At 72.4% G+C, this 17,715-nt stretch carries 15 protein-coding genes and 1 pseudogene; 11 read left to right on the top strand and 5 right to left on the bottom strand.

What is annotated here, in order from left to right; translation table 11 throughout:
- The 4 genes from ACFY01_RS46325 to ACFY01_RS46310 form a co-directional block, all read left to right on the top strand.
- A partial coding sequence (locus ACFY01_RS46325; protein ID WP_390741817.1) for an alpha-glucosidase C-terminal domain-containing protein occupies positions 1-291 on the top strand: 291 nt, incomplete at its 5' end.
- Positions 292-320: 29 nt separating this feature from the next.
- On the top strand, positions 321-1,685 hold the full coding sequence (locus ACFY01_RS46320) for a maltokinase (protein WP_390741816.1): 1,365 nt from the start codon (positions 321-323) through the stop codon (positions 1,683-1,685).
- Between the two features lie 3 nt (positions 1,686-1,688).
- Positions 1,689-3,890 carry a 1,4-alpha-glucan branching enzyme gene (gene glgB, locus ACFY01_RS46315; protein WP_390741815.1) on the top strand — a complete coding sequence of 734 codons (2,202 nt, stop codon included), beginning with the start codon at positions 1,689-1,691 and terminating at the stop codon, positions 3,888-3,890.
- Positions 3,891-4,011: 121 nt separating this feature from the next.
- Positions 4,012-5,100 (top strand): glutamate--cysteine ligase, encoded by a 1,089-nt coding sequence (locus tag ACFY01_RS46310; RefSeq protein ID WP_390741814.1) that lies wholly within the window; start codon positions 4,012-4,014, stop codon positions 5,098-5,100.
- Between the two features lie 14 nt (positions 5,101-5,114).
- Here the strand turns inward: ACFY01_RS46310 and ACFY01_RS46305 are convergent, their stop codons facing one another.
- Positions 5,115-5,348 (bottom strand): DUF6480 family protein, encoded by a 234-nt coding sequence (locus ACFY01_RS46305; RefSeq protein ID WP_390741813.1) that lies wholly within the window; start codon positions 5,346-5,348, stop codon positions 5,115-5,117.
- Positions 5,349-5,500: 152 nt separating this feature from the next.
- On the opposite strand from ACFY01_RS46305, the gene ACFY01_RS46300 reads away from it, so the two are divergent.
- The 4 genes from ACFY01_RS46300 to ACFY01_RS46285 all read left to right on the top strand — a co-directional run bounded on the left by ACFY01_RS46300 (position 5,501) and on the right by ACFY01_RS46285 (position 11,979).
- The gene (locus tag ACFY01_RS46300; protein ID WP_390741812.1) at positions 5,501-7,405 is read left to right on the top strand and encodes an AMP-dependent synthetase/ligase; all 1,905 of its coding nucleotides are present in this window, start codon (positions 5,501-5,503) and stop codon (positions 7,403-7,405) included.
- A gap of 125 nt (positions 7,406-7,530) precedes the next feature.
- Positions 7,531-7,965, top strand: coding sequence for an ATP-binding protein (locus ACFY01_RS46295; RefSeq protein ID WP_390741811.1), 435 nt, complete (start codon positions 7,531-7,533; stop codon positions 7,963-7,965).
- Between the two features lie 289 nt (positions 7,966-8,254).
- Positions 8,255-9,646 carry an NAD(P)/FAD-dependent oxidoreductase gene (locus ACFY01_RS46290; RefSeq protein WP_390741810.1) on the top strand — a complete coding sequence of 464 codons (1,392 nt, stop codon included), beginning with the start codon at positions 8,255-8,257 and terminating at the stop codon, positions 9,644-9,646.
- Positions 9,647-9,726: 80 nt separating this feature from the next.
- On the top strand, positions 9,727-11,979 hold the full coding sequence (locus tag ACFY01_RS46285; protein ID WP_390741809.1) for an FUSC family protein: 2,253 nt from the start codon (positions 9,727-9,729) through the stop codon (positions 11,977-11,979).
- A gap of 181 nt (positions 11,980-12,160) precedes the next feature.
- Here the strand turns inward: ACFY01_RS46285 and ACFY01_RS46280 are convergent, their stop codons facing one another.
- The 4 genes from ACFY01_RS46280 to ACFY01_RS46265 all read right to left on the bottom strand — a co-directional run bounded on the left by ACFY01_RS46280 (position 12,161) and on the right by ACFY01_RS46265 (position 14,997).
- Complete coding sequence (locus tag ACFY01_RS46280; protein ID WP_390741808.1) at positions 12,161-12,994, bottom strand: DUF1206 domain-containing protein; 834 nt, start codon at positions 12,992-12,994, stop codon at positions 12,161-12,163.
- A 123-nt stretch (positions 12,995-13,117) separates the two neighbouring features.
- Positions 13,118-13,414 carry a DUF5133 domain-containing protein gene (locus tag ACFY01_RS46275; RefSeq protein WP_390741807.1) on the bottom strand — a complete coding sequence of 99 codons (297 nt, stop codon included), beginning with the start codon at positions 13,412-13,414 and terminating at the stop codon, positions 13,118-13,120.
- Positions 13,415-13,461: 47 nt separating this feature from the next.
- The gene (locus ACFY01_RS46270) at positions 13,462-14,355 is read right to left on the bottom strand and encodes a SigB/SigF/SigG family RNA polymerase sigma factor (protein WP_390741806.1); all 894 of its coding nucleotides are present in this window, start codon (positions 14,353-14,355) and stop codon (positions 13,462-13,464) included.
- Positions 14,356-14,562: 207 nt separating this feature from the next.
- Positions 14,563-14,997 carry an ATP-binding protein gene (locus ACFY01_RS46265; RefSeq protein ID WP_390741805.1) on the bottom strand — a complete coding sequence of 145 codons (435 nt, stop codon included), beginning with the start codon at positions 14,995-14,997 and terminating at the stop codon, positions 14,563-14,565.
- A 153-nt stretch (positions 14,998-15,150) separates the two neighbouring features.
- On the opposite strand from ACFY01_RS46265, the gene ACFY01_RS46260 reads away from it, so the two are divergent.
- From ACFY01_RS46260 to ACFY01_RS46250, 3 genes and pseudogenes are all read left to right on the top strand, one after another.
- Positions 15,151-15,372, top strand: a complete 222-nt coding sequence (locus tag ACFY01_RS46260) for a hypothetical protein (RefSeq protein WP_390741804.1) — start codon at positions 15,151-15,153, stop codon at positions 15,370-15,372.
- A gap of 57 nt (positions 15,373-15,429) precedes the next feature.
- Positions 15,430-16,895 (top strand): annotated as a pseudogene (locus ACFY01_RS46255) (aminotransferase class I/II-fold pyridoxal phosphate-dependent enzyme).
- A gap of 273 nt (positions 16,896-17,168) precedes the next feature.
- The gene (locus ACFY01_RS46250) at positions 17,169-17,624 is read left to right on the top strand and encodes a cyclic nucleotide-binding domain-containing protein (protein ID WP_390741803.1); all 456 of its coding nucleotides are present in this window, start codon (positions 17,169-17,171) and stop codon (positions 17,622-17,624) included.
- Positions 17,625-17,715 lie beyond the last annotated feature (91 nt).

The following is a 17,715-nucleotide window of genomic DNA, read 5'->3' as shown; positions in this document are numbered from 1 at the left end:
GCCTTCGGACTGGGGTCCTACACCGAACTGCCCTCCTCCAACCCGGCCGTCCTCGCCTTCCTCAGGGAGTACGAGGACGATCTGGTCCTCTGCGTGCACAACTTCTCCCGCTTCGCACAACCCACCGAACTCGACCTGCGGGCCTACGACGGACGGCACCCGGTGGAGCTCATCGGCGAGGTGCGCTTCCCCGCCATCGGTGAACTGCCCTATCTCCTCACCCTCGCGGGCCACGGCTTCTACTGGTTCCGGCTCTCCCGAGTCGCATCCCGCATCGGCGTACGACGCTGAACGCGCCGCCGAGGAAAGGACGCGTCACCATGGCGAAGACGGTGATCCTCCAGCCGAGAAGCACGGGCACCGAGCAGCCCCTGTCCTCGCTGTGCGAGCTGCTGCGCGAGTGGCTTCCCCGGCAGCGCTGGTTCGCGGGCAAGGACAGGCCCGTCACCGACCTGACCGTGCTGTCCGCGACCGAGCTGTTCCCGGGCTGTCTGCACGTACTGGTCGACGCCGGATACCTGCCCGTCCCCGCGCCCGGCGGCGGCGCTTCCCCGCCCGGGGACTGCTACCAGCTGCTGCTCGGTGTGCGCGAGCACCTCTCGCCGCGGCTGGGCCGGGCCCTCATCGGCCGGGTGCAGGAGGGGCCGCTGGCCGGGCTCATGGTCTACGACGCGCTGCACGACCCGCGTTCGGCCGCGCTGCTCCTGGACCGGCTCAGGCGGCCCGGCACGGTGGGCCCGCTGTGCTTCGAGGCCGACCCGGCCGCGGACGTCCCGGCGGGACTCGCGCCGCGGCTGCTGGACGCCGAGCAGTCCAACTCCTCGTTGATCTACGGCGACGCGTTCATCCTGAAGGTCTTCCGGCGCATCCAGCCCGGCACCAATCCCGATCTGGAGGTGCCGGAGGCGCTGGTCGCGCAGGGCTGCAACCGCGTCCCCGCCCCGGTGGCCTGGCTGCGCACCGCCGAGCCGTGGGCGGCGACCCTCGGGGTGCTCCAGCCGTACCTGCGGGACGCCTCCGACGGCTGGACGCTGGCCCTCGGGGCGCTCGCCGCCGGTGAGGACTTCACCAAGGAGGCGTACGAACTCGGGCTGGCGACCGCCGACATCCATCTCGCCCTGGCGACCGCCTTCCCCGCCGGGGCGCACGGCGACATGGAGCGCACGGCGGCGGCGATGACGGCCCGGCTGGAGGCCGCCGCGCACTGTGTGCCGGCGCTCAGGCCGTTCGTCCCCGGACTGCGCACCGCCTTCCGCGCGCTCGCCAACTGCGACGCCGGGCCGGCGGCCCAGCGCATCCACGGCGACCTGCACCTGGGTCAGGTGCTGCGGGCGGGCCGCGAGTGGTTCGTCATCGACTTCGAGGGCGAGCCGTCCCGCCCGCTCGCCGAACGGCGCGCCGCCCAGTCCCCGGTGCGGGACGTCGCGGGCATGCTGCGTTCCTTCGACTACGCGGCCCGCCAGCGCCGCCCCTGGCGCCCGGAATGGGCCCGGCGCTGCCGGGAGGCCTACTGCGCGGGCTACGCGGCCCGGGCCGGATGGGACCCGCGCAAGAAGCACGCGCTGCTGCGCGCGTACGAGACGGACAGGGCGGTCTACGAAGTGCTGTACGAGGCCAGGCACCGTCCGGGCTGGCTTCCCGTGCCTATGGCGGCGATCGAACGCCTTGCCGTCCGAGGAGGATGAACCGTGGCGCTGCGCGAGATCTCTCTGCCCGCGACGGCCGGCCGCCGGCCGCTGCCGGCTCCCGCCCTGGACCCGGCCGACCTGGAACGCCTGCTCGCGGGCGCCCACCACGACCCGCACGCGCTGCTCGGCGCGCACCCGGTGCCCGGCGGGATCGCCTTCAGGGCGCTCAGACCGTTCGCGCGTGCCGTGAGCGTCGTCCTCGACGGTGAGCGCCACCGGCTCGTCTCCGAGGGGGGTGGCCTCTTCTCCACCGTGCTCCCCCTGGACGCGATCCCCGCCTACACCCTGCTGGTGGAGTACGCGGAGGGCACCCAGGAGGTGCACGACCCCTACCGTTTCCTGCCCGCGCTGGGCGAGCTCGACCTGCACCTGATCGGCGAGGGGCGGCACGAGCAGCTGTGGCGGGCGCTCGGCGCCGAGCCGATGACCCACCAGGGCGTCACCGGCACCCGGTTCACCGTGTGGGCGCCGAACGCGCGCGGGGTCCGGGTGGCCGGGGAGTTCACCTTCTGGGACGGGACGGCCTTCCCGATGCGGTCCCTCGGCTCGTCCGGGGTGTGGGAGCTGTTCCTGCCCGGCATCGGCGAGGGCGCGAAGTACAAGTTCGAGATCACCTCCCGGTACGGGCACCGGTTCCTGAAGGCCGACCCGATGGCCCGCCGCACCGAGGTGCCGCCCGCGACGGCCTCCGTCGTGACGGCCTCGCGCCACGAGTGGGGCGACGAGGAGTGGCTCGCGCGCCGCGCGAAGACGCCGGTGCACGAGGCGCCGTTCTCCGTGTACGAGGTCCACCTGCCGTCGTGGCGGCCGGGCCTCACCTACCGGGAGCTCGCCGAGCAACTGCCCGCCTACGTCAAGGACCTGGGGTTCACCCATGTCGAGCTGATGCCGGTCGCCGAGCACCCCTTCGGCGGCTCCTGGGGCTACCAGGTCACCGGCTTCTACGCGCCCACGGCCCGGCTGGGCACCCCCGACGACTTCAAGTACCTGGTGGACAGGCTGCACCAGGCGGGCATCGGCGTGATCATGGACTGGGTGCCGGCGCACTTCCCCAAGGACGACTGGGCGCTGGCCCGCTTCGACGGGGACCCGCTGTACGAACCCGGGGACGCGCGGCGGGCGGAGCACCCGGACTGGGGGACGTACGAGTTCGACTACGCCCGCACCGAGGTGCGCAACTTCCTGGTCGCCAACGCCGTGTACTGGTGCGAGGAGTTCCACATCGACGGCCTGCGCGTGGACGCCGTCGCCTCCATGCTCTACCTCGACTACTCGCGCGAACCCGGTCAGTGGGAACCCAACGCGTACGGCGGCCGGGAGGATCTGGCCGCGATGGTGTTCCTCCAGGAGATGAACGCGACCGTCTACCGCCGGGTGCCCGGAGTGGTGACGATCGCGGAGGAGTCCACGGCGTGGGGCGGCGTGACGCGGCCCACCGACACCGGCGGGCTCGGGTTCGGGCTGAAGTGGAACATGGGCTGGATGCACGACTCGCTGGAGTACGTCGCCCATGAGCCGGTGCACCGCAAGTACCACCACCACGAGATGACCTTCTCGATGGTGTACGCCTACAGCGAGAACTACGTCCTGCCCATCTCCCACGACGAGGTGGTCCACGGCAAGCAGGCCCTGGTGTCGAAGATGCCGGGCGACTGGTGGCAGCGGCGTGCGAACGTCCGCGCCTATCTGGGCTTCATGTGGGCGCACCCGGGCAAGCAACTGCTGTTCATGGGTCAGGAGTTCGCGCAGGGCGCCGAGTGGTCCGTGGAGCACGGGCCGGAGTGGTGGCTGCTGGACCCGGGCCACTGTGCCGCGGCCGACCACCGGGGCGTGCAGGACCTGGTGCGGGACCTCAACGACGTCTACCGCGCCACCCCCGCCCTGTGGCAGCGCGACACCGACCCGGGCGGCTTCCGCTGGGTCGCCGTGGACGCGGCCGACGACAACGTCTTCGCGTTCCTGCGCTTCGACGCGGCGGGCGCCCCGCTGCTCGCGGTGTCGAATTTCTCCCCCGTCGTCCGCCACGACTACCACCTGGCCGTCCCCGAAGAGGTTCCGGCCTGGCGGGAGATCCTCAACACGGACGCCGTGCGGTACGGCGGCAGTGACGTCGTCCGCCCGGGCCCGGTCAGGACGCAGGACGGGGCCGTCCGGCTCACGCTCCCGCCGCTCGCCACCGTCTGGCTGACGCCCGCACGGTGAGCGCGCGGGGACGTCACCGGCTCCGCCGGGCCACGTCAGGTGTCGACGGCCGCCGGAGGGGCAGTCGGGGTCGTACCACCCGCGACGCCCAGTCGCGGTACGTATGGAAAGGCGGCCCCACGTGCGCACCGTCGGTGTGGAGGAGGAACTCCTTCTGGTCGATCCCGAAAGCGGTGACCCGAAGGCGCTGGCGGCGGCCGTGCTCGCCCGCGCCTCTCTGCTCGATCCCGCGCAGGACGTCTTCGAGAAGGAGCTGTACGGGCAGATGCTGGAGTTCGCCACGCATCCGCAGACGGACATGGCGGACCTCGGCGCGGAGATCGTCCGCTGCCGCAAGGAGGCGGCCCGGCACGCCGGCGAGATCGGCTGCACGGTCGCCGCGCTGGCCACCTCCCCGCTGCCGGTGAGCCCCTCGATCAGCGTGAACGACCGCTACCAGTGGTTGGCGGAGCAGTACGGCGTCGGCACCCGGGACCAACTCGTCTGCGGCTGCCATGTGCACGTGGCGGTGGAGTCCGACGAGGAGGGCGTCGCGGTCCTCGACCGCATCCGGCCGTGGCTGCCCGTGCTGGCGGCGATCAGCGCCAACTCACCGTTCTGGCAGGGACGCGACACCGGCTACCACAGCTACCGCAGCCGGGTCTGGGGACGCTGGCCGTCGGCCGGTCCGACGGAGCTGTTCCGGACGGCGGAGCGCTACCACCGCCGGGTCGCGGACATGGTAGACACCGGGGTGATCCTGGACGCCGCTATGGCCTACTTCGACGCCCGGCTGTCCGAGCACTACCCGACCGTGGAGATCCGCGTCTCCGACGTGTGCCTCCAGGCGGACACGGCCGTACTCATCGCCACACTCGTCCGCGGCCTGGTGGAGACCGCCGCGCGCGAGTGGCGCCGCGGCGAGGAACCGGCCGACCACAGCGTGAGCGTGCTGCGGCTGGCCGCCTGGCGGGCCGCCCGGTCGGGTCTGGACGGCGAGCTGCTCCATCCCGCGACGATGCGGCCGGAGCCGGCCGGGACGGTCCTGCGGTCGCTGCTGGACCACGTCGGCGACGCCCTCAGCGACAGCGGTGACCTGGCCCGGGCCGAGCAGGCCGTCTCCGGTGTGCTGGAGCACGGGAACGGCGCCCGCGTGCAGCGTGAGCTCATGGAGCGCACGGGCAGCCTGCGGGACGTCGTCACCGAGTGCGTGCACCGTACCCAGTCCTGACGCGCCGCGGGGTCTCACAGGATCAGCACGAGGGCGTACACCAGGAAGAAGGCCGCGACCAGAACGACGAGGACCATGATCAGGGTGAGCGGGGCCTTGGCCCAGCCCTTGGTCGGGTTGTGCGTCTCCTGGGGCCCGGCCTCGGGCATGCTGCTCTCCGCGGGCGGCGTCTCGCCGGGCGGCACGCCGCCCCCGGGCTCCAGGCCGGTGGTGCGCTCGGGCTCCGGATCGGGGTTCACATGAGTCATGTGTCCCGAGTCCCCCGGATACACCTAGATCATCAATCGGCCACGACTTCCCCGTTCCCGGCACCAACTGCTCGCACCTGGGCTACATTCGAGCACCGCCGACAACAGGACTCGTCGGCGTAGTCACTCTCCGTACATACCAGGAGCAGCGCATGCGCGACCTCGCTCTCGCTCCAGCGGCCCTCCCGCCCCTGGTCGGCGGACTGGCCGACGGCGTCTTCGAGACGGCGGCCCGGACCCCGACCCGGGCCGTGGTCGCCCGCCGCCCGGACGGCGCGTCGACCACCTGGGAGGAGGTGACGGCCGTCGAGCTGCGGGACGAAGTGGTCGACGTGGCCAAGGGCCTGGTGGCGTCCGGGATCTCGCCCGGCCACCGGGTGGCCGTCATGGCGCGCACCCGGTACGAGTGGACGGTGCTGGCGCACGCGCTGTGGGCGGTGGGCGCGGAGGTCGTGCCGATCCATCCGGCGTCCTCACGCGACCAGGTCGAGTTCATCCTGCGCGACGCCGGCTGTGTGGCCGTGGTGGTGGAGGACGAGCAGGGCGTCATGACGGTCGGCACGGTGTGCGCCGCCCTGCCCCGGCTGGGGCACGTGTGGCAGCTGGACACCGGTGCGCTGGCGCAGCTGGCCGAGCGCGGCCAGCTCGTGCCGCTGACCACGGTGGAGTCGCTGCGCCGGATCGTGCTGCCGGACTCGACCGCGGCCGTCGTCTACACCTCCGGCACCACGGGCCGCCCGCAGGGCTGCGCGCTGAGCCACCGGGGCCTCGCGTACCCGTCCGACACGCTGCTGGAGGGCTGGGGGCACACGGCGGCGCCCCCGGGCGAGCAGGCGTCCGTCCTGGCCTTCCTGCCGTTCTCCCACGTGTACGGGCTCATGATCCAGGTGATGTGCGTGCGCGGCGGGATCCTCATGGCCCACGAGCCGGAGATGACCGAGGCGGCGATCTCGTCGGCGCTGCGCTCGTTCCGTCCGACGTACCTCTACGGTGTGCCCTCCGTCTTCGAGAAGCTCTACAAGAACTTCCTGCGCACGGCCCAGCAGACGGGTCGCGGGGCCCTGTTCGAGCGGGCCGCGCAGACGGCGCGGGACTTCGCCACGGCCGAGGAACGGCGGCGGCTGGGCACGGGGCCGGGGCCCGGCTTCGACCTGCGGCTCCAGCACGCCCTCTACGAGCGGACGGTGTACCGCCGGCTGCGGGCGGCGCTGGGCGGCCGGGCGGTGCGGGCCACGTCCGGCGGCTCGTCGCTCGACCGCGACCTCTCCCTGTTCTACGAGGGCATCGGCATCTACGTGCACGACGGCTACGGGCTGACGGAGAGCAGCGGCGGGATCACCATGCAGCCGCTGGGCCGGGAGAAGTCCGGGACCGTCGGACGGCCCCTGCCGGGCACCGAGATCCAGGTGGCCGACGACGGGGAGATCCTGGTGCGCGGTCCGTCGGTGTTCCAGGGCTACGTGGGCGACGAGGCCGCGACCCGGGCCGCGCTGCGCGGCGGCTGGCTGGCCACCGGCGACATCGGCCGCCTGGACCCCGAGGGATATCTGACCCTCACGGGCCGCAAGAAGGACGTCATCGTCACCAGCGGTGGCAAGACCGTGGCTCCGGCCCCGCTGGAGCAGCGCCTGCGAATGCATCCGCTCGTCCACCAGGCGGTGGTGGTGGGCGACGACCGGCCCTGCGTGGGCGCGCTGCTCACCCTGGACCCGGAGTTCCTCGCGCACTGGCGGGCGGCCCTGGCCCCGCAGGGCGACACGCCGGGACGGGAGGCCCGCGAGGACAACGCGCTGCGCGAGGAGCTGAACCGGGCCGTCGCCGCCGCCAACAGCACGGTCTCGCGTGCCGAGTCCATCCGGGTCTACCGGGTGGTCTCCGAGCCGTTCGCCCCGGCCAACGGGCTGCTGACGCCGTCGATGAAGCTGCGCCGGGACCTGATCGTCCAGCACTACGCGGCGGAGATCGAGGCGATGTACCAGGCGCGCAGCCGGGCCACGGCGCGGCTCGGACCGCCCGAACCCGCCGACTGGGAGGACTCCGACGACGTGTTCCGCTGAGGACGCCCACCCTGTGTGACGTCCGCGACCGGGGAGACACGCGTACCCTGCCCGCCTGCGGGAACCCAAGACGTGGGAAAGCTGAGCAGCGACTACAGCCGATTCATCCGGCTGAGGAAGATGTGATGGCTACGGAGCCGCGTTGGGACGACACAAGCCACTCGGAGAAGACGTACGAGCGTACGGTCTCCTTCGCGGGTGAGCTGCGCAATGTGACGGGAGCGCGGCTCGCCGCGGAGGAGTTCCTGGGTGCCCTGGCACGGGCCTCGCCACCTGCGGCGCCCGAGTCCTGGGACGACATCCTGCTGGTCGTCACGGAGCTGGCCGCGAACGTGGTGCAGTACGCGCCCGGACCCTTCGAACTGCGGATGCGCCGCACGTTCGACGGCGTGCACCTCACGATGCACGACACCAGCACCACCCGGCCGGAGCCGCGCCCGTTCCACCCGAACACGGGCGGCGGCGGCATCGGCTGGCACCTCGTGCACACGCTGTGTGACCAGGTGAGCGTGGTGGTGACGGACACCGGCAAGGACATCCACGTGTTCCTGCCCTGGTGAGGTGGTCGGGGACGGACCACCCACTCTCCGACGGGTGGTACTCCAGCCCGGCGCGACCGGCCGGGACAACCATCGAACTGCCCTCGGTCCAGGAGTACACCGCATATTCGTGCGACGCACGGGTTACTCAGGCACCGTGCCGGGGCATGCTGGTGCCCACGCGTTCGTCTGCCTGCCGCACCTGGCTGGCGTGGCGGCCAGGGGCACGGTGGGATCGCTGTGGTGCGAAGCAGCGATCCAGGGGCATGCGAACGGCGTCCAGTCGTACCGCCTGGAGCCGCAGAAAGGGATGGACACCGTGACACGACCCAGGATCCTGGTGGTTGGCGCAGGCTTCGCCGGAGTGGAGTGCGTTCGCCGCCTGGAGCGCAAGCTCGCCCCTGACGAGGCCGACGTCACCCTGGTGACGCCGTTCGCCTACCAGCTCTATCTGCCCCTCCTGCCCCAGGTCGCCTCGGGTGTGCTGACGCCCCAGTCGATCGCCGTCTCGCTGCGCCGCAGCAAGAAGTACCGCACCCGGATCATTCCCGGCGGCGCCATCGGCGTGGACCTGAAGGCCAAGGTCTGCGTCATCCGCACCATCACCGACGAGATCGTCAACGAGCCCTACGACTACATCGTGCTGGCCCCGGGCAGCATCACCCGCACCTTCGACATCCCCGGGCTGACCGAGCACGCCTTCGGGATGAAGACCCTCGCCGAGGCCGCCTACATCCGCGACCACGTCATCTCCCAGCTGGACCTCGCCGACGCCAGCCACGACCCGGCGGAGCGCGCCTCGCGGCTCCAGTTCGTGGTGGTCGGCGGCGGTTACGCGGGCACCGAGACCGCGGCCTGCCTGCAACGGCTGACGCATGCCGCCGTCAAGCGCTACCCGCGCATAGACCCGAAGCTGATCAAGTGGCACCTGATCGACATCGCGCCGAAGCTGATGCCGGAACTGGGCGACAAGCTCGGCCGCAGCGCGCAGGAGATCCTGGGCCGGCGCGGGATCGACATCTCCCTGGGCGTGTCGATCGACAAGGCGGGCCCCGAGGAGGTCACCTTCACCGACGGCCGGGTGGTGCCCACCCGCACCCTGATCTGGACGGCGGGTGTGGTCGCCAGTCCGCTGATCGCCACGCTGGGCGCCGAGACGGTCCGGGGCCGGCTCGCGGTCACCGCCGAGATGTGCCTGCCGGGCCATGACGGTGTCTTCGCGCTCGGCGACGCCGCCGCCGTCCCGGACAAGGCCAAGGACCAGGAGGGCGCGGTCTGCCCGCCCACCGCGCAGCACGCCATGCGGCAGGGCAAGGTGGTCGCCGACAACGTCATCGCGACCCTGCGCAACCAGCCGATGCAGCCGTACGTGCACAAGGACCTGGGACTGGTCGTCGACCTCGGCGGCAAGGACGCGGTCTCGAAACCCCTCGGCATCGAACTGCGCGGCGTGCCCGCCCAGGCGGTGGCCCGCGGTTACCACTGGTCGGCGCTGCGGACCAACGTCGCCAAGACGCGTGTCATGACGAACTGGCTGCTCAACGCGGTCGCGGGCGACGATTTCGTGCGCACCGGCTTCCAGGCCCGCAAGGCCGCGAGGCTCAAGGACTTCGAGTACACGGACTCCTATCTGACGCCGGAGCAGGTGCGGGCGCATGTGGAAGGCGGTGCAGGCGGTGGGGGCACCCCCTCCCTGACCTGATCCGGGAACACCACGGACCGCCGGCCGGTGCGCGTCCGGCCGGCGGTCCGCCTACGCGACACGGGAGAGAGCACGGCGGCGTGAGCACAGCGGGACGGTCGGTTCGGGCGGAGCTGTGGGACCGGATCGCCGCGTCCGATCCGGGGTTGCTGCGGCTGAGCGCGGGGCTGCGGACGGTGACCGCAATCGGGCTCACGCTCCTGCTGCTGGGCCCGCAGCGGGTCGGCGTCACCCACCTGGTGGCCGGGGCGATGGCCGCGATGGCCGCCACCTTCGCCATCCGGGAGAAGCAGCCGACCCCGCAGGCCGTCACCCTCGCGCTCGGCCTGCCGGTGGCGCTGGTCTCCGTGACGCTGGGCGCGCTGCTGAACACGCGGGTCGTGGCGGGCGACCTGTTCTTCGTGGCGCTCATCTTCTGCGCCGTGTACGGCCGCCGGTTCGGCGACCGCGGTACGGCGCTGGGGCTGATCGCCTTCCAGACGTACTTCATCTCCCTGTTCGTACGGGCCAGTGCCGGTGCCCTGCCCGGGCTGTACGGTGCGATCGCCGTGGGCTTCGTGTGCAGCGCGACCGCCCGCTTCGTCCTCGTACGGCAGACACCGGCGGGCACCCTGGACCGGCTGCGCCGCGCCTTCCGGGCCCGCCTCGCGCAACTGGTGGACGCGCAGGCCGAGTTGCTGGACGCCGGTCCCGAGGAGGTGGAGAAGGCCCTCGAGAACGTCCGCACCAGGACGGCGCGGCTGCACGAGGCGGCCCTGATGATCCAGAGCCGTCTGGAGGACGGGACCTCCGACGAGGCCGCGGCCCGCCTGGTGCAGCGCAGGATCGCCGAGGCCGAGATCGCCGCCGAGCGGCTGGGCCTGCTGCTGCTCACCGCGCGCGCCGAGCGGCGGGCGGACACGCTCACGCTGCACCTGCCGGGCGCGCCCGTGCCCTCTCAGGTGCGGGAGCCGGTGCGGGAGGAGGCGATCGACGCGCTGCGCCGGGATCTGCGGGCGCTGCGGCTCCAGGTGCTGCGGCCGGCCGGAGCGGACGCGGGGACCGGGCTGTCCCAGGTGCGCAACCGGCTGCTCGGCTACCGCGAGGGTGAGAACCTGCCGCCCGCGTCGCCTGCCGTCCAGGACGTCTTCCGGGGCCTCGGCGAGGCCGCGCGGGCCGTCCTGGGGCTGCGGATCGCCCTGGACGGGCCGCAGGACGATTCCGACGACAGCCCGGCGACCGCCCGGTCCCGCGAGGAGCTGGACGCGGAGGACGCCGCCATCGCCGCGGGCGAGGACGAGCAGGAGGGGGACGAGGAGCAGCCGGGCGGACTGCGGCGGCCCACCACGCGGGCGGCCGTACAGGTGTCCGTCGGCTCCGCCCTCGCCATCCTGGGCGGCGAACTGCTCTCCACCCACCGCTGGTACTGGGCGGTGCTGGCCTGCTGGATCGTGTTCATCAACACCGCCTCCACCGGGGAGATCCTGGTCAAGGGCTACCGCCGGGTGCTGGGCACGGTCCTCGGCGTGGTGGCCGGCATCGGGCTGGCGGGGCTGGTCGGGCACCACACCTGGACGGCGTTCGGGCTGGTGCTGCTGTTCATCTTCGCGATGTTCTACACCGCGCCGTTGTCCTACACCCTGATGTCCTTCTTCGTGACGGCGATGCTCGGTCTGCTGTACACGCTGCTCAACACCTACAGCACCGCCGTGCTGGTACTGCGGGTGGAGGAGACGGCGCTGGGCGCGGCCTGCGGGGTCCTCGCGGCGGCGGTGGTGCTGCCGGTGCGCACCGACCGCCGCACCAACGAGCTCCTCGGCACCGCGCTGAACCGGCTCGCGGACGTGACCCGGGCCGCGGCCGACCAGCTCAGCGGCGGTGCGCCGGCCGATCTGCTGGACCTGGCCCGGGACCTGGACCAGGCGCTGGCCGACCTACGGGCGTCCGCCCAGCCGCTGACCCACCCGATCACGCCGCTGCGGTCCAGGCGGGACACCGCCCGCTATGTCGTGGCGCTGCTGGAGACCTGCGCGTACCACGCCCGTTCCCTGGCGGCCACGGCGGAACTGCTGCCCAGCCATCCCTCGATCGCGGCGGATCCCCGGCTGCGTGTGGTGGGGCGGCGCATCGTGCACAACATCGAGGCGATCGCCGCCCGCGTCGCGGACGCGCGGTCCACGTCCGCGCTCGAGACCGGCCCCAGCATCGCCTCGCTGCTGGAGCCCGGTTCCTACCACACCCCGCGCTACGGCCGGGTCACCGACCGGGTGCTGCGGCACCTCCAGCGCCTGGACGAGGCGGTGGCGGGCCTGGCCCGCCCCCTGGGCGTACCGGTACGACAGCCGAAGAACTGACCGGGTCGACCACGACCCGCACCACGAACACACCCCCGCCGTCGAAACCCGCGCGCCACCGAGCCACACGTGAGGCCCTCGGCCTTGTCGGGCCGCGAGTCGACGGCGGCACGCACCGCGCCCGCCGTCGAAACCGTGCGCCGCCGGACCACGTATGACGCGGCTCCGGGGGCCACCGGGCTCAGGTGCGGATCCAGCGGGACTCGGCGAAGGAGAACAGGCCGAACAGGGCCAGGCCTGCCGCGACGAGTGCCAGCAGCCAGGGGCCGGCCGGGGTGTCGGCGAAGGTGCGGAGCGTGTCGTCGAGGCCCTTGGCCTTGTCGGGCCGGGAGTCGACCGCGGCACGCACGGCGAAGACACCGGCCGCCGTGAACACCACGCCGCGCGCGATGCCGCCGGACACACCCGTCACGTCCACCAGGCGGCGCGTCCTCGGGGACATCTCGCCGGTCCTGAGCCGGTCGCGGTACGCGCGCCGTACGGCCTGCGCGGCGATCCAGACGCCGGTGACGACGATCCCGGCGCCCACCGCGCCGACGAGCCACTGCCCGGCCGGCGCCGACAGGGCGCGGGCGGTGAGGTCGCGCGACTGCCTGTCGCTGGACTGCCCACCGCCCGCGCCGGCCGCGAAGGACAGCACGGAGGAGGCGACGAACGCGTAGAACACGCACCGCGCCAGGGCCAGCAGCCGTTTGCGCGCCGAGCGGCCGTCCTTGCCCACGGAGCCGAAGACCGCCTCCGAGAGCCGCCACAGGGCCATGCCCGCGAGCCCGACGCCCACCGCCCACAGCACCACCGCGCCGAACGGGTGGCGGGCGATCTCGGCGAGGGCGCCGTTGCGGTCGGCCTGCTTCCTGCTGCCGCCGAAGGCGATCTGCAGCGCGAGCAGCCCCACCAGCAGATAGATCACCCCACGCGCGGCGAGACCCGCCCGCGCGGCCCACTCGGTCACCGCGCCCGTCGGTCCCGACCGGGCCCGTGTCCCCGCACCGCGCAGCACAGCACTCGTATCCATCCAGACCTCCCCGGCTCCGGCTGCCCCGGTCCACCGGGGACACACCTCGGATCATGACGACGGAGCCGTCGGGGCGACCGCGTGCCCGCGATCGCCCCGACGGCTCCTCCACGGTGAGCGGACTCAGTGACCTCCGGCCCGCGCCATCGTCACCGGCTCGGGTGCGGTGGCCGCGCGCAACGTCTCGGCGGCGGTCACCGGTTCCGGCCTCGGCCCGGCCGCGGCCAGATGGCGGTGGGCCGCCTCGACGGCGGTTTCCACGTCCCGGGTGCCGGTCAGGACGCACAGCGTGTACGCCAGGTCCCGGGCCCGCGGGCCGCCACCGGACACGTCCCGGCCTCCGTCGTCGGCGAGGAGTCCCTCGTACTCCTCGACGAGCTTGCGCAGGGTCGCGGGATGCGGCCTGAGCGGAATCAGCATCGGTCTCTCACTCCTTCGTGGCGGGCGTGGCTCGGAGATGGACGGGCTCATTCGGTGGGCGTGCCGGAGCCCCGGCCGCCGTGCCGCCGGCCGAGCGCCTCTTCGCGTACGCGTGCGCAGCTGCGGCTGATGAGCCTGGAGACGTGCATCTGGGAGATGCCCAGCTTGTCGGCGATCCGGCTCTGGGTCATGTCCTCGAAGAAACGCATGTAGAGGATGGCGCGCTCCCGTTCGGGCAGGCGGCGCAGTCCTTCCTTGGCGGACTCGCGGTCCACGACGACGTCGAAGGAGGCGTCGGTCGACCCGAGGGTGTCCGCGAGGCTGTACCCGTCGTCGCCGGCCGACAGCTCGGCGTCGAGCGAGAGGGTACTGAAGCTCTCCAGCGCCTCCAGGCCCGCGGTGACCTCTTCCTCCGTCAGCCCGGTGTGCGCGGCGATGTCGGCGACCGAGGGCTCGGGGCTGCCCGGGTTCTGGGTGAGTTCGCGGCGGGCCACGCGCACCCTGTTGCGCAGTTCCTGGACCCGGCGGGGCACCCGCAGCGCCCACATCCGGTCCCGGAAGTGCCGCTTGACCTCTCCGGTGATGGTCGGCACCGCATAGCTCTCGAAGGCACCGCGCTCGGGGTCGAACCGGTCTATCGCCTTGACCAGTCCGAGGGCGGCCACCTGGCGCAGGTCCTCGACGGACTCCCCCCGGTCACGGAAGCGGCCGGCGATCCGGTGGGCCATGGGCAGCCACGCGGTCACCAGCTCGTCGCGCAGCAGGTCGCGCTCCGGGCCCTCGTCGAGCTCCGCGAGCCGGGCGAACAGGGCCGCGGTGTCGGGGGCGTCGTCGTGGGACCGCTTGGGTGAGGCCGTGGGGGCCGGGGCGGCCGTGGAAGAAGGGGCGGCGGAAGAACGCACGGACGTGCTGGGACGGCTGGTCGAAAAATCGGTGAGCATGCGGAATCGCTCCTGAACAGGTGGTTTCAGGGAATTGCCGCGGGAGAGCCGCCCGGACCATTACAGGGCCCTGAGCAGGGACAACACTCCCGCTGGGCGCGCCTCCGGTCCGAAGCACGAACCTCCGTCTGCCCTCGCCCCGGTGGACCAAACTCCGCATTCCGATCCGGCCGGGTAAGAATTTCCGAACCCGGATGCGGACTGAGTTCAGGTCAGCGGAACGAGGGCGGTGATCCGCTTGCCGCCGCGCGGCAGACAGGCGACGTCGATGTCGTGCGACAGCCGGCACACGATCGGCCAGCCGCGTCCGCCGACCCGGGAACGGCCCTGGGCGTCGACGGGCGACAGGGCGACGGGGAGGTCGTCGCTGCGGTCACTCACCGAGACGCGCACCTCGCCTCCGACGACGTCGACGGAGAAGTCGGTGATCCCGCCGCCGTGCAGCATCGCGTTGGTGGTCAGTTCCGAGACGACGAGGAGTGCGTCGTCGAGGGCGTCGGTATCGCAGTGGAGGTGCTGGGCCTCGCATCGTTCGGCCACCGCACACCGCACCCTTCTGCGGGCGTCCGCCGGCCGGCACGGAACAGTGCGGCGGACGTCCGACGGTCCGACGGCGGATTCGGTCCTGTGCGTCTCGCGCATCCTTTCGCTCCCTGACTGGTGAGGACAGAAATCCGGTGCCTGCGCTGACCCGGGGGGATTGCCCGGGTCTCTCCTTTTTCGGCTCACCTGTCAGGGCGCGGCCAAACACGTCCGGTCCCCATCATGGCCGGGTTTCGGGGGTACGCGGATGCCATGACGGATGTCGTGGACTCGGACGAACTGATGCGGCGGATGCAGCGCGCCAAGGCCTGCGCACAGGAGGAGGAGCGGACGTGGCGGGAGCGCGGTGACGCCCTTCGGGAGGACGATCCGGCGGCCGCACGGGACGCCGCCGTACGGGCGACGGCGTACGAGGTGGTGCTGCGGGTGCTGGACGAGATCCTCACCCCGGGCGCACGCCGGAGCGGGGGCTGAGCATCCGGTTCCGCCCCGCGGCTGATTGACGGTCACCGGTCCGGGCAGACGGGACGCATGTCCGTCGACCACACCGAAGCACCTGTTCTGGAAGCTCTCGCCGGCTACCACCGCGAGGGGAGGCTGTCGTTCACCCCGCCGGGGCACAAACAGGCCCGCGGGGCCGATCCCGCGGTGCGGGAGGTGCTGGGGGACGCCGTCTTCCTGGGCGACGTGCTGGCCTCCGGCGGGCTGGACGACCGGTTGCAGCGGGGGCGGGTGCTGGAGCGGGCCGAGAAGCTGCGGACGCGGTGCACGCGGAGCACACGTTCTTCACCACGTGCGGGAGTTCGCTGTCGGTCAAGGCGGCGATGCTCGCGGTGGCGGGGCCGCACGAGCGGCTGCTGATCGGGCGGGACGCGCACAAGTCCGTGGTGTCGGGCCTGGTCCTGGCCGGTATCGAGCCGGTCTGGGTGGAACCGCGGTGGGATCGCGAGCGGCACATCGCGCATCCGCCGTCGGCCGCGGAGTTCGAGGCGGCGTTCGCCGCGCACCCGGACGCCAAGGGCGCCCTGATCACCAGTCCGACCCCGTACGGCGCCTGTGCCGACCTGCGGGCCGTGGCGGAGGTCTGTCACCGGCGTTCGCGCCCGTTGATCGTGGACGAGGCGTGGGGCGCGCACCTGCCGTTCCATCCGGACCTGCCGTCCTGGGCGATGGACGCGGGCGCCGACGTCTGCGTGACCAGCATCCACAAGATGGGCAGCGGCCTGGAGCAGGGTTCGGTGTTCCATCTGCGCGGCGACCTGGTCCCGCCGGAACTGCTGAAGACACGCGCCGACCTGCTGGGCACCACGAGCCCCTCGGTGCTGATCTTCGCGGGGCTGGACGGCTGGCGGCGGCAGATGGCCCTGCGCGGACGGGAACTGATGGACGACGCGCTGGCCCTGGCGGAGCGGGTCAGGGCCGCCGTCGAGGAGCTCGACGGGCTGCACGTCGACGGCCGCGACGACTACTGCGGGCCGGGCCTGGCCGACGGCTTCGACCCGCTGCCGTGCGTCATCGACGTGACCGGTCTGGGGATCACGGGCTACCGCGCGGCGGACTGGCTGCGTGAGCACCGGTCCGTGGACGCGCATCTGACCGACCACCGGCGCATCAGCGCCCAGCTCACGCACGCCGACGACGCCGGCACGGCCGACGAGCTGCTGGCCGCGCTGAAGGACCTGGTGCGCGCCGCGCCGGAGTTGCGTCCGGCGCCCGGGGTGGAGGTGCCGCCGCCGTCCGAACTCCGCCTGGAACAGGCCGTGCTGCCCCGGGACGCGTTCTTCGGGCCCACCGAGGACGTGCCGGTGACGGAGGCGGCCGGGCGGGTCGCCGCCGAGATGATCACTCCGTATCCCCCGGGGATCCCGGCCCTACTGCCGGGCGAGCGCCTGACGGAGCCGGTGCTGCGGTATCTGCGCACGGGCCGGGCGGCGGGCATGAACCTGCCCGACCCCACCGACCCGGCACTCGGCACCGTCCGGGTGGCCCTGGAGTGAAACAGGTCACGCGGCCCGCTTCCGGTTATGTGATAGCACGCCCGCTGGTTTATCGTTCATCCATACGTGGACGGGGAGTCGACCGTGACCGTCCTCCCCGAACCACCACATACGGCCCTGGCTGGCTTCCCCCGTCCAGCCAGGGCTTTTTCCTGCCCGGCGCGCCTTTGTTCACGGGATCTTCCCTCCCCCGAGGTGCTCTGGGCGGCCGCAGCGGCTGAAATGGGCGTAGGGAACCACACCGCATTCCGTCGCCGGCGAGGAGCCCCCGCCATGACCAAAGCGATCAAACTGCTGACCGCCCTTCCCCAGAAGCAGCGCGAGCGTCTGATGGAGCTGGCGAAGGAGGTCTCCTTCCCCGAGGACACCCACATCTTCGAGGCCGGCGGCACCGCCGACCGCTTCTGGGTGATCCGCTCGGGCGCCGTCAACCTGGACCAGCAGGTGACCTCCACCCAGCGGGTGACCGTCGCCACCCTCGGCGCCGGCGACATGCTCGGCTGGTCATGGCTGTTCCCGCCGTACCAGTGGGACTTCGGCGCGGTGGCCTTCAGCCAGGTACGGGCCTACGAGTTCGACGGAGCGGCGGTGCTGGGGCTGTGCGTGGAGGACCCGCTGCTCGGGCTGTCCCTGGTGCGCACCGTCGCCGAGATCCTCGCCCACCGGCTGGAGACGACCCGCGGCAAGCTCATGGAGCAGTACTCGACCCGACGGCGCAGCGGGCTCTAGGTGTGCTGACCGGACAGGTTGGTGACGCGGCTGGCTGGGGTTTGGCCGCTGATGCCGGTGTGGGGTCGGTGGTAGTTGTACCAGTCCAGCC

It is taken from the genome of Streptomyces sp. NPDC001480 (assembly GCF_042894725.1).
Lineage (GTDB): Bacteria > Actinomycetota > Actinomycetes > Streptomycetales > Streptomycetaceae > Streptomyces.
This window is presented reverse-complemented; position numbering and strand designations above follow the sequence as displayed.

Bases quoted from the DNA above. Each gene is read 5' to 3' on its own strand.
- ACFY01_RS46280 (WP_390741808.1), bottom strand. From the start codon at position 12,994: ATGGATACGAGTGCTGTGCTGCGCGGTGCGGGGACACGGGCCCGGTCG.
- ACFY01_RS46295 (WP_390741811.1), top strand. From the start codon at position 7,531: ATGGCTACGGAGCCGCGTTGGGACGACACAAGCCACTCGGAGAAGACG.
- ACFY01_RS46290 (WP_390741810.1), top strand. From the start codon at position 8,255: ATGGACACCGTGACACGACCCAGGATCCTGGTGGTTGGCGCAGGCTTC.
- ACFY01_RS46265 (WP_390741805.1), bottom strand. From the start codon at position 14,997: ATGCGCGAGACGCACAGGACCGAATCCGCCGTCGGACCGTCGGACGTC.
- ACFY01_RS46320 (WP_390741816.1), top strand. From the start codon at position 321: ATGGCGAAGACGGTGATCCTCCAGCCGAGAAGCACGGGCACCGAGCAG.
- ACFY01_RS46250 (WP_390741803.1), top strand. From the start codon at position 17,169: ATGACCAAAGCGATCAAACTGCTGACCGCCCTTCCCCAGAAGCAGCGC.
- ACFY01_RS46275 (WP_390741807.1), bottom strand. From the start codon at position 13,414: ATGCTGATTCCGCTCAGGCCGCATCCCGCGACCCTGCGCAAGCTCGTC.
- ACFY01_RS46300 (WP_390741812.1), top strand. From the start codon at position 5,501: ATGCGCGACCTCGCTCTCGCTCCAGCGGCCCTCCCGCCCCTGGTCGGC.
- ACFY01_RS46270 (WP_390741806.1), bottom strand. From the start codon at position 14,355: ATGCTCACCGATTTTTCGACCAGCCGTCCCAGCACGTCCGTGCGTTCT.
- ACFY01_RS46305 (WP_390741813.1), bottom strand. From the start codon at position 5,348: ATGACTCATGTGAACCCCGATCCGGAGCCCGAGCGCACCACCGGCCTG.
- ACFY01_RS46260 (WP_390741804.1), top strand. From the start codon at position 15,151: ATGACGGATGTCGTGGACTCGGACGAACTGATGCGGCGGATGCAGCGC.